The sequence below is a fragment of the Streptomyces sp. NPDC057617 genome, assembly GCF_042800555.1.
Taxonomy (GTDB): domain Bacteria; phylum Actinomycetota; class Actinomycetes; order Streptomycetales; family Streptomycetaceae; genus Streptomyces.
The window spans coordinates 20,125-31,133 of record NZ_JBHVGV010000016.1 but is presented as its reverse complement, the minus strand read 5'-3'; the positions used below and the strand labels follow the sequence as shown (position 1 = coordinate 31,133).

Annotated in this window: 10 protein-coding genes; 8 read left to right on the top strand and 2 right to left on the bottom strand. The window is 73.1% G+C overall.

Annotated elements, in window-relative coordinates; genetic code table 11:
• The first annotated feature begins 25 nt into the window (after window positions 1-25).
• Both nrfD and ACFU9P_RS30675 read left to right on the top strand, forming a co-directional pair.
• Window positions 26-988: an NrfD/PsrC family molybdoenzyme membrane anchor subunit gene (nrfD, locus tag ACFU9P_RS30680; RefSeq protein ID WP_384087309.1), complete on the top strand. Its 963-nt coding sequence runs from the start codon at window positions 26-28 to the stop codon at window positions 986-988.
• 71 nt (window positions 989-1,059) lie between these two features.
• Window positions 1,060-1,359, top strand: coding sequence for a hypothetical protein (locus ACFU9P_RS30675; protein ID WP_376372109.1), 300 nt, complete (start codon window positions 1,060-1,062; stop codon window positions 1,357-1,359).
• 70 nt (window positions 1,360-1,429) lie between these two features.
• Here the strand turns inward: ACFU9P_RS30675 and ACFU9P_RS30670 are convergent, their stop codons facing one another.
• Window positions 1,430-1,939 carry a GNAT family N-acetyltransferase gene (locus ACFU9P_RS30670; RefSeq protein WP_376372106.1) on the bottom strand — a complete coding sequence of 170 codons (510 nt, stop codon included), beginning with the start codon at window positions 1,937-1,939 and terminating at the stop codon, window positions 1,430-1,432.
• A 342-nt stretch (window positions 1,940-2,281) separates the two neighbouring features.
• On the opposite strand from ACFU9P_RS30670, the gene ACFU9P_RS30665 reads away from it, so the two are divergent.
• Complete coding sequence (locus tag ACFU9P_RS30665; RefSeq protein ID WP_376372103.1) at window positions 2,282-3,028, top strand: DUF4118 domain-containing protein; 747 nt, start codon at window positions 2,282-2,284, stop codon at window positions 3,026-3,028.
• Between the two features lie 120 nt (window positions 3,029-3,148).
• Here ACFU9P_RS30665 and ACFU9P_RS30660 read toward each other — a convergent pair whose 3' ends face one another.
• Window positions 3,149-4,501, bottom strand: a complete 1,353-nt coding sequence (locus ACFU9P_RS30660) for a DUF2252 domain-containing protein (protein WP_384087103.1) — start codon at window positions 4,499-4,501, stop codon at window positions 3,149-3,151.
• 408 nt (window positions 4,502-4,909) lie between these two features.
• Between ACFU9P_RS30660 and ACFU9P_RS30655 the strand changes: the two genes are divergently transcribed.
• The 5 genes from ACFU9P_RS30655 to ACFU9P_RS30635 all read left to right on the top strand — a co-directional run bounded on the left by ACFU9P_RS30655 (window position 4,910) and on the right by ACFU9P_RS30635 (window position 10,943).
• On the top strand, window positions 4,910-6,163 hold the full coding sequence (locus ACFU9P_RS30655; protein ID WP_384087100.1) for a methyltransferase: 1,254 nt from the start codon (window positions 4,910-4,912) through the stop codon (window positions 6,161-6,163).
• Between the two features lie 83 nt (window positions 6,164-6,246).
• Window positions 6,247-6,639 carry a molybdopterin-binding protein gene (locus ACFU9P_RS30650; RefSeq protein WP_376372095.1) on the top strand — a complete coding sequence of 131 codons (393 nt, stop codon included), beginning with the start codon at window positions 6,247-6,249 and terminating at the stop codon, window positions 6,637-6,639.
• 199 nt (window positions 6,640-6,838) lie between these two features.
• Window positions 6,839-7,651, top strand: coding sequence for a molybdate ABC transporter substrate-binding protein (modA, locus tag ACFU9P_RS30645; RefSeq protein WP_384087097.1), 813 nt, complete (start codon window positions 6,839-6,841; stop codon window positions 7,649-7,651).
• Between the two features lie 226 nt (window positions 7,652-7,877).
• Window positions 7,878-9,857 (top strand): ABC transporter permease, encoded by a 1,980-nt coding sequence (locus tag ACFU9P_RS30640; RefSeq protein ID WP_384087095.1) that lies wholly within the window; start codon window positions 7,878-7,880, stop codon window positions 9,855-9,857.
• Between the two features lie 75 nt (window positions 9,858-9,932).
• Window positions 9,933-10,943: a LysR family transcriptional regulator gene (locus ACFU9P_RS30635; protein WP_376372091.1), complete on the top strand. Its 1,011-nt coding sequence runs from the start codon at window positions 9,933-9,935 to the stop codon at window positions 10,941-10,943.
• Window positions 10,944-11,009: the final 66 nt, after the last annotated feature.

The window sequence follows — 11,009 nt, the reverse complement described above, 5'->3', positions numbered from 1 at the left end:
GCACAAGCGGAACGGCGAGGAACCGATGGTGCCCCGGGCCGACTTCGACTCGTACTACGGACGGCCCGTCATCAAGGCGCCCGGCTGGTCGGCCCGGGACATCGCCGGATACTTCTTCCTCGGCGGACTCGCGGGCGCGGGCTCGGTACTGGCCGCGGGCGCGCAGCTCACGGGGCGCCCGGCGACCGCGAAGGCGATGAAGATCTCCTCGCTCGCCGCGATCACGCTCTCCGCCGCCGCGCTCGTCAACGACCTGGGGCGGCCCAGCCGGTTCGGCAACATGCTGCGGGTCTTCAAACCGACCTCGCCGATGAGCGTCGGCTCCTGGCTGCTCTCCGGGTACGGACCCTGCGCGGGGGCCGCCGCGTTCTGCGCCGTCACCGGCCTGCTGCCCAGGGCCGGGGCCGCCGCCACCGCCGGGGCGGCGGTGACCGGGCCCGCGGTGGCCGCCTATACGGCGGTGCTCGCCGCGGACACCGCCGTACCCGCCTGGCACGGCGCGCACCGCGAACTCCCGTATGTCTTCGTCGCGTCGGCTGCCGCGGCGGCGTCCGGGATGGCGCTGGTCCTCGCGCCGCTACGGGAGAACAACCCCGCCCGGTGCGCGGCCGTGCTGGCGGCGGCCGGGGAGATGTCGGCGATGTCGGCCGCCGAGCGGAGCCTGGGCATGGTCGCCGAGACCTACCGGGAGGGGCGTGCGGGACAGCTTCTGCGCGCCGCCCGTGTGCTCACGGCCGCCGGCGCGGCGGGCGCGGCCGTCTTCGGCCGGCACAGCCGTACGGTGGCGGCCGGCAGCGGAGCCATGCTGCTCGCCGGGTCGGCCTGTACCCGGTTCGGCATCTTCGCGGCGGGGATCGCCTCCGCGGAGGACCCCGTGTACACCGTGCAGCCGCAGCGGATGGCGAAGGAGCGGGCGGCGAAGGAGCGTGAGGCGGGGGAGCACGAGGGCCGCAGGGGAGCGGCGGTTGTGCAGGACGGGGGCGGATGAGGTAGACACCTCTCCAGCGGGTCGATCGGCATTCGGGCCGCGCGGCCGCCCGACTCATCGAACGGTTGTGCATGCCTTCTTCACCGTCCCGCCGCGATCCGCTGCGGGAACCGTCCGCCGCGTCCGCGCAGAACGCGCGTCCGCAGCACCACGGCATCTTCCTGGAGCCGCGCTACACCGTCGAACTGCCGCCCCTGTACGACGGTGAGGGGGAGGACGAGGGCGGCGCCGCGGACAGCGCCCCCGACCGGTCGTCCTCCGGCTTCGACCGGTCCTCTTCCGACCGCGCGTCCTCCGACCGGTCGCAGTCCGGCCGGTCGTCCGACCGGGGTTCCGCACGGCGCCGTACGTCCGCTCCGCGCCGCGGGTAAAGGCGGGCGGCGCCGCGGGCCGATGGCGCGCGGGGGCGTGGAGGCGCGGGACGACCGTACGGACCGGGGATCACCCGGCCCGTCGGTCGTCGGCCCAGCCGATCCGGTAGTACTTCAAATGCTCGTCCTCCCCGACCAGCCGCATGCCCACCGCGGTCATGACACGCTGTGACGCGGTGTTGTCGTGGTCGGTGTCGCCCAGTACGGCGCTCACACCGCGGGCCCGCGCGAAGCGCAGCAGCTCGCGCAGCGCCTCCGAGGCATAGCCCTTGCCGTGCGCCGAGGGGACGAGTCCGTAGCCGACCGTGACGCGGAGATCGTCGTCCGGGGCACTGTGGAAACCGAGCCCGCCGATGGCGTGGCCGTCCTCGCGGCGCCGGATCTCGTACGCGCCGAAGGGCCGGGGGTCCCCGGTGATCGCGCAGGTCGTCAGATAGCGCCTGGCGCCGACCATGTCGCCCTCGGCGGGATATCCGGGGGCCCAGCGGTCCTCGGGGTCCGGCTCGCCCGCCGCGACCCGTTCGGCCTCCAGGACACTCAGCGGATGGAGCACCAGCCGCTCTGTCACAAGATCATCCATGACAGGGAGAGGTATCACGCGCCGGGGCGGCGCCGTGGCCGGTTCACGGGACCGCGCGATGCCGTCCGCCGGGAGGTCACCGGTGCGTTGCCCGTACGTTCCTGTCGCGGCCCGGGCGCTGCGCGGACTCCGGGGCGGCCGGGGGTGGCCCGAGCGTCAAGGCCGCGTAAACGATCCGCGGGTCCGGCGGAAGGACCGCGTCAAGACCGCCCGCCCGCCGCGCCGCCGGGGAGGAGCGGAGGGACGCTGGACGGACGGGCCGCACCAGGCGGCTCCGGTATCGGCCCCGGTATCCGTCCCGGTATCGGTCGGTACGAGGCCGAGGTCCGGCGAGGTGGATCCATGACGTACCCGCTCCGCGACCGGATCGCCCTGGCCACGGCACTGGCGGCGCCCCTGCTGGTCACCGCGCTGCTGGTGCCGTTCCGTACGGACCTGGCGAGCACCAATCTCGCGCTGATCCTGGTCGTGGCCGTCGTCGCGGTCTCCGCCCTGGGCAACCGTGTCGCGGGTGCGGTCGCCGCGCTTTCCTCGGCCGTGTGGTTCGACTTCTTCCTCACCCGGCCCTTCGAGCGTTTCACCATCAACGACTCGAACGACATCGGGACGGCCGTCCTGCTGCTGGCCGTGGGGCTCGCCGTGTCGCAGCTCGCCGCCCGCGCCCGGAAGCTGCGGGTCCTGACCGTGGTCGACGCGGGCCTGCTCGCCCGGATCCATGACACCGCAGTACTCGCCCAGTCCACCGGCTCGCCCGACGCCGTCGTCGACCGGGTCAGCCGCCATCTCGTCGAGATACTCCGGCTGCGCGGCTGCCGCTTCGAGTACGGCACACTCCTCGGCCACCCGGCCCGGCTGCTCCAGGACGGCACGGTCGCGGTGGACGGCCGCCCCTGGGACCTGGAGGCCCGCGGCTGGCCGGCCGGCGAGACCGAGATCAGGGTCTCCGGCCACGGCCGCTACCTGGGCCGCTTCATGCTCCGCCCCAGCCCCGGCCTCGTCCCCACCCGCCAGGTCCGCCAGGTGGCGGTGACCCTGGCCGAGGACGCGGGCGCGGCCCTCAACACGATGGGCCCGGCCCTGGACCGCTGATCAGCGCAGCGGAAGCGGTACGCCGTGCGCGTACGGCGAACTCGACGCCCCCCTCGGCACCGGCCTCGGCGCCGGACGCGCGGATCAGGTCGTACCGGAGTCAGGTCGTACCGGACCGTGTCACAGCCGCCAGGCCGGGGCCGGATGCGGGGCCGGGATCCGGCCTGCCGTGACCGCCGCCGCGAGTGCCGCGTGGTCGGCCGCGTTGCGGTCCGCGTACCGCAGGGAGAAATCGGCCATGGCCCGGTCGAAGACGTCCGAGGTGCCGAGATAGTGGGCGATGGCGATCCGGTCGCCCGAGCGGGCATGCGCCCGGGCCAGCGCCTTGCCGCACAGCCACGCGTGGTCGAGCAGCAGCGACGGCGACATGTCCTCGACCGCCGTGGAGCCCTTGGTGTCACGGAGCTGGCGCCAGTAGAAGTGGCGGCCCTCCGGCCCGGTGACCCAGCCGAGCAGGAGATCGCTGCCCGCCTGGAGCAGCCGCTGCCCCGCCACCACCCGGTGGCCCTGATGGGCATAGGTGCTCGGCCGCAGATGGGGTTCGAGGACCGGCCGCTCCGCCTCCTTGATCTGGAGGAGGAGCGGATCGTCGGTGTCGCGCCCGGCCAGCAGGACGACATGGCAGCGCAGCCCGACACCGGCGACCCCCACCACCTTGCGGGCCGCGTCGACGAAGCGGAACCGGTCGAGCAGCGTCCGCCGCTCCTCCGGGAGCGTGGACCGGTAGCCGATGAAGATGCGCCGGAGCACGGCCATGTCGAGCCGTCCCACCGGTTCCAGCAGGGGAGGGTCGGGGGCGATCCTGCGCAGCCCGTCCGGTGTGTCGGTCAGCTCCTCCAGCGCCCGGAGTGTGGTGCGCGGCCGGGTCTGCGAGGGGTCGGCATCGAGCTGCTGCCGTCGGCCCGACCGTACGAGGGTGAGGATGTCGGCGGGGTCGATGTGGTCGTACCAGACGTCGAGTTCGCCGAGACCGGCCAGCCGGTGCATCGCGGTACGGTACGCCTCGGCCGCGGCGCGTACGGCCTGCCGGGTCTCGTCCACGGACTGGCCGTTGTCGCGGGCGGCGACCGCGATACTCGCCGCGAGCCGCTTCAGATCCCATTCGAACGGGCCCGGATGGGTCTCGTCGAAGTCGTCGAGATCGAAGTGCAGGGCGCGCTCGGCCGAGGCGAAGGCACGGAAGTTCAGCAACTGCGCGTCCCCGGAGAGCTGCACGGTCAGGCCCGAGCGCGGCTGGGTGGCCAGATCGGCGGCCATCACGGCGGCGGCGCCGCGCAGGTAGGCGTACGGGGAGGCGGCCATCCGCTCGTACCGCAGCGGCAGCAGTTCGGGCACCCGGGTGGCGGTCTGCCGGGCCAGGACGGTGAGCGGATCCAGCCGGTCGGCCGCCGGTATCCACAGCCCGTGCGAGGAGCGCGACGCCTCCTTCCGCGCGGCTCTGCCCTGTGCCGCCCGGTCGGCGGGGGTGGTCATCTACGGCCCCTCTCGCTCCGGTGGTGGGTGGCCGCGGCACGGCCGCTGGGCCCGGCCGTCGGCCGGACCGGACAGGGCCTGATGCGGCTGCGGCAACGCGGCAAGCGCGAGCGGCCGCCGCGTGGCGGGCGGCGGTTCGACGACGGGACGTGGTACGAGCATTCCGCCCCGGCGGCGGGGCGGCCCGGCGGGGCGGGCATTCGGGTGGCGCCCGCCCATGAAGGCGGTGGCTTCCGCGGGCCGTGCCCGGCGGTGTGCTGACGCATCGTCACCTCGGTGGAAGCTCGGCGGAAGAGACGGAAGGGACGGACGACTTCGACGGATGCTCCGCGGAGGCACGTTTCCGCAGGCACCCGCATGATCCTTGTGGCGTACGGTCCCCCGCAGGGCGGTTAGCCTGAAGGCACGATGAACCGTTTGACGACACCCTGGGGCGAGTTCGGTCTCACCCGCTTCCCCGAGCAGCCCCGCGACCCCCTCCGCGCCTGGGACACCGCCGACGAATATCTGCTGCGGCATCTCGCGGGGACCGGCGCCGGGCCGGCGGAGGGAGCGGAGGCGGCGGAGGGGGCGGAGGGGGCGGGCGACGGGCCGGAGCGGGGTCCCGCGGGCCGGCCGGTCGACCTCTCGGGCACCGTCGTCGTCCTCGGGGACCGCTGGGGCGCACTCACCACGACCCTCGCCGCCCACCGGCTCGACCAGTACTGCGCGGACCCGCTCGTCCAGATCACCGACTCGTATCTCACCCAGCGGGCGACCCGCGCCAATCTGCGGCGCGGCGGCGCCGACCCGGGCGCCGTACGGCTGCGATCCGTCAGGGACACCCCGCCGGAACGGATCGACGTCCTGCTGATCCGCGTCCCCAAGAGCCTCGCGCTGCTGGAGGACCAGCTCCACCGGCTCGCCCCGGCGGTGCACCCGGGCACCGTGGTCATCGGTACGGGACGGGTCACCGAGATCCACACCTCCACCCTGAAACTGTTCGAGCGGATCCTCGGCCCCACCAGGACCTCGCTCGCCGAGCGGAAGGCGCGGCTGATCTTCTGCGAGCCCGCGCCGGGCCGGGTGCCGGCGCCCAGCCCCTGGCCGCACAGCTACGCGCTGCCCGAGGGGCTCGGCGCCGTGTCGGGCCGTACCGTCGTCAACCACGCGGGGATCTTCTGCGCGGAACGGCTCGACATCGGTACGCGCTTCCTGCTGCGCAATCTCCCGCACCGGAACGGCCCGGAACATGTGGTCGACCTCGGCTGCGGCAACGGTGTGATCGGTACGGCGGCGGCGCTGGACAATCCCGCGGCCCGGGTGACGTTCATCGACGAGTCGTTCTCGGCGCTCGCCTCGGCCGAGGCGACCTTCCGCAAGAACGTCGACGCGGCCGCCCCGGCCGAGTTCCTGCTCGGCGACGGACTCGCGGAGACACCGCCGGGGACGGTCGACCTCGTGCTGAACAATCCGCCGTTCCACTCCCACCAGGCGACGACCGACGCGACGGCCTGGCGCATGTTCACCGGGTCGCGCGCGGCGCTGCGGCCGGGGGGAGAGCTGTGGGTCGTGGCGAACCGGCATCTCGGCTACCACATCAAGCTGCGGCGGCTCTTCGGCAACTGCGAGACGGTCACCAGTGATCCGAAGTTCGTCATCCTGCGGGCCGTCAAGCGCTGAGCGGCGGAAGGCCGCTCGCATCTGCGAGGTAGCAGGCCGACCGCCGTTGTAAATGCGAGCTGATCACGCATATCTTGTCGCACATGCAGTCCTACACAATCGGTCAGGCGGCCCGGCTTCTCGGGGTGAGTCCTGACACCGTCCGCCGCTGGGCCGACGGCGGCCGGGTCGCGACGCACCGCGACGAAGGCGGCCGTCGTCTCATCGAAGGACGCGCGCTCGCCGCGTTCTCGGTCGAGGCCGCCCAGGGCGGCGGCGAGGACGACATCCCGTACACCTCGGCCCGTAACGCGTTCCCGGGCATCGTCACCGCCGTGAAGCTCGGGGATGTCGCGGCGCAGGTGGAGATCCAGGCGGGGCCGCACCGGCTGGTCTCGCTGCTCACCCGTGAGGCCGTCGAGGAACTGGGGCTGGAGGTCGGCATGCAGGCCACGGCCCGTGTGAAGGCCACCAGCGTGCACATCGACCGCACCTGAACCCGACCCGACCGCACCTGACCCGACCGCCGCCGCAGGCCCCCGCCATCTGCCTGTTCGCTCCCTGCCTGTTCTTTCCCCCGCTGTTCTTTCTCCGGTTGTTCGCTCTCCGGCACCACCCGGCGTCGTCCGTCCCCGGCGCTCCTGTCACCGTCCGCTCGCGGGCCTGTTCCGGCCCGTAACGCCAAGGAGTCCACGCATGTCCTTCGCCCTCACCCGCCGCCGCGCCGCCGCTCTCACCGCCGCCGCCCTGCTCGTACCGCTGCTGGCCGCGTGCGGCAGCGACGACAGCACGGCCGACTCCAAGAAGGAGTCCACGGCAAGCCCGTCGGCGAGCGGGGTCCCCGAGGCGGATCTCACCGTGCTCGCCGCCGCCTCGCTGACCGATGTCTTCAAGACCGCGGGCGCCGCGTACGAGAAGGCGCACCCTGGCACGAAGGTGACCTTCTCCTTCGCCGGTTCGCAGGAACTGGCCGCCCAGGTCGAGCAGGGCGCCCCGGCCGACGCGCTCGTCACCGCCGACACCAAGACCATGGACGGGCTGAAGGCCGATACCGGCACCCCGACGGTCATCGCGAAGAACCGGCTGGTCATCGCCACCGCCGACGGCAACCCGGAGGGGATCGCGAACCTCAAGGACCTCGCCGACCCCAAGCTGAAGGTCGTTCTGGCCGCGCCCGACGTACCGGTGGGCCGCTACAGCAGGCAGGTGCTCGACGCGCAGAGCATCACGGTGAAGCCGGTCTCCGAGGAGCCGAACGTCCGCGCCGTACTGAGCAAGGTCGAGCTGGGCGAGGCCGACGCGGGCATCGTCTACAAGACCGACGCTCAGACCGCGCCCGACAAGGTCGACGCCGTGGAGATCCCCGACGCGCAGAACGCCGTCGCGGAGTACCCGGCCGCCACGCTCAAGACTTCGGAGCACGGCGAGGCAGCCGCCGCGTTCGTGAGCTGGCTCAGCACTCCTGAGGCGCAGAAGATCCTCCAGGACGCGGGATTCCAGCAGCCGTAACCGCCGCCCGCGGTACGAACAGCCGTCGCGCGGGCACCAGCCGCGGGAGCACGTGCCGTACGAAGAATCGCCATACGAGCATCCTCGCCGTGTGCCAGGGCTTGTCCGGGACGCAGGACCGGGCAAGCCTGTTCTTCATCCACACCTTCGTCCACAGCGCCCGCACCACCGGCCCGCACCACCGCACCGCCCTCGCACCACCGCAGCCCCCCAGCCCAGGAACCCGATGAGCCGCTCCCGCACCCGCAGTACCGGTACCCCCCTCGCACTGGCGGTGCCCGCGCTGCTCGCGATCGCGTTTCTGCTGCTGCCGCTGATCGGGATCCTCGCCCGTACCTCCTGGGGCGACCTCGGTACGCATCTCACCAGCCCGGAGACCGTCCAGGCGCTGAAGCTGTCGCTGCTGGTCTCCTTCTGCTCGCTCGGGCTGTCCCTGGTGCTGGGGGTGCCGCTGGCCTGGCTGCTGGCCCGGGTGCGGTTCCCCGGCAAGACGCTGGTACGCACCCTGGTCCTGCTGCCGATGGTGCTGCCGCCCACCGTCGGCGGTGTCGCGCTGCTGCTGGGCTTCGGCCGGCGCGGGCTGCTGGGGCCCTGGCTGGAGGAGACCTTCGGGCTCACCCTGCCGTTCCACACCTCGGGCGCCGTGGTCGCCTCGACCTTTGTCGCGATGCCGTTCCTGATCATCAGCCTCGAAGGCACTCTCGCCGGGCTGCGGCCCGCGTACGAGGAGACCGCCGCCTCGCTGGGCGCCCCGCCGCTCCGGGTCTTCCTCACCGTCACGCTGCCGATCGTGGCCCCCGGGCTCGCCGCGGGCGCCGCGCTGACCTGGGCCCGCGCGCTCGGCGAGTTCGGCGCCACGATCACCTTCGCGGGCAATCTCCCCGGCACCACCCAGACCCTGCCGCTCCAGGTCTATCTGCTGCTCCAGAACTCGCCGGAGGCCGCGACCTCCGTGTCGCTGCTGCTGCTCGCCATCGCCATGGGCGTACTGATCGCCCTGCGCGGACGCTGGACCCCTGGCGCCCCGGATCGTCCGCCCCGGCCGGAATCCGCGCCCGACAACGACACGGCCGATGCGGCCGACACCGCCGATCCGGCCGCTACGAAGGCGCCGCCGGCCGGCCCGCCCCTCACCGGCATACCCGCGCCGCCCGAGCCCTGCGGGCTGCACGCCGAGGTCAGCGGCTTCAACCGGCTCACCCTGGACGCCGGGCCCGGCACCACCATCGCCGTCGTCGGCCCGAACGGAGCGGGCAAGACCACCCTGCTGCGCGCCCTCCTCGGGCTCACCCCGCGCGCCCACGCCGAGCTGCGCCTCGGCGATCTGGATGTCACCGCCCTGCCGCCGCACCGGCGCGGGGTCGCCTGGGTCCCGCAGAACGGCGCGCTCTTCCCGCATCTCAGCGCGCTCGCCAACACCGCGTACGGCCTGCGCGCCCAGGGCGTGCGCCGGGCCGAGGCCCGCCGTACCGCTCAGCGGTGGCTCGACCTGCTCGGTGTCGGCCGGCTCGCCCACCGCAGACCGCACCAGCTCTCCGGCGGCCAGGCCCAGCGGGTCGCGCTGGCCCGCGCGCTCGCCGCCCGGCCCCGGCTGCTGCTCCTTGACGAGCCCCTGGCCGCGCTCGACCAGACCACCCGCGCGCGGGTACGGCACACCCTGCGCGGCCATCTCGACAGCTTCGGCGGAGTCTGCCTGATCGTCACCCACGATCCGGTCGAGGCCCTCTCGCTGGCCGACCGGATCCTCGTACTCGACGAAGGACTCGCCCTCCAGGACGCGCCGCCCGCCGAGGTGACCCGCCATCCGCGCTCGCCCTGGGTGGCCAGGATGCTCGGCCGCAACGCCTGGCCGGGCACCTACGGTCCCGGCGGGCTCGAACTGAGCGGGGGCGGGCGGCTGATAGTCGCCGCGCCCGCCGACGGCGAATCCCCGGCCGACGGTACGGGCGCGCTCGCCGTCATCGCCCCGGAGGCCGTCTCCGTACACCGCGACCGGCCCGGCGGCAGCCCCCGTAACGTCTGGGCGGGAACGGTACGGGAGATCACCGCCCTCGGCAGCCGGCTGCGTGTTCTGATCACCTCGGACGAGGCGCCGGACCTGGTCGCGGAGATCACGCCGGAGGCCGCGGCCGAACTCGGACTGGCCGAGGGCTCGTCGGTGTGGACCAGTGTCAAGGCGACAGAGGTGACGCTCGTCGCGATGTGAGCCGTCAGAGGCCAGGTGAGCTGTACGTGCGCTGCCAGCCGTGTCAGGGCCGTACCGGAGAGCAGGGAGCGAGCGATGTTGCTGCGTCAGTTGGAGTACCTGGTCGCGCTGGCCAGGGAACGGCACTTCGCCCGCGCCGCGGCGGCCTGCTATGTGTCCCAGCCGTCCCTCTCCGCGGCGATCCGCAAGCTCGAACACGAGCTGGACGTGCCCATCGTGCGCCGGGGCCGCCGCTTCGAAGGACTGACCCCCGAGGGCGAGCGGGTGCTGCTCTGGGCGCACCGTATCCTCGCCGAGCGCGACGCCCTGCGCCACGAACTGTCCGCGATGCGCGGCGGACTCGCCGGCACCCTGCGGCTGGGCGCCATCCCCACCGCGCTCACCGCGGCCTCGCTGCTCACCACACCGTTCGTGGAGCGCCACCCCCGGGCGCGGGTCTCGATCGACTCGCTCTCCTCGCGCGACATCACCCAGCGTCTGGCCGAATTCGAGCTGGACATCGCACTCACCTATCTCGACGACGAGAGCCTCGGCCACGTACGCAAGACCCCGCTGTACGAGGAGCGTTACCTGCTGCTGACCCCGGACGGCGGGCCGATGCAGGGCCAGCAGGCCGCCCGCTGGGCGCAGATCGCCGAACTGCCGCTCTGTCTGCTCTCGCCGCAGATGCGCAACCGCCTCATCATGGACGAGTACTTCGCCGCCGACGGGGTGGCCGCGGTGGCCCCGGCGATCGAGACCGACTCCGTCGCCGGGCTGTACGCGCATCTTGCCGCCGGACGCTGGTCCAGCGTGATCTCGCACGCCTGGCTCCATATGTTCGGCGTCCCGGACGGGATGCGGGTGATGCCGCTGGAGCACCCGTCGCACGGCCCGAGGGTCGGCCTGGTCATCGCCGACCGCAGCCCGGAACCCGTACTGGCCAGAGCGCTGCTGGAGATCGCCAGGGAAGCGGGCGTACGAGAGGCGCTCGACGATCTCCTCGACACCTATCTGCGCCCCGCCAACCTGCCGGAACAGCGCCCGGACAGTGCTGCGGCAGCAACGGAACAGCGCGTGGACGGCACCGGAACAGCGTCGGGATAGCCGGGCTCTATCCCGACATAGAAAGGTTCATTTTGACCATGGTCGCGGCTCGGAGCAGGGTGGATA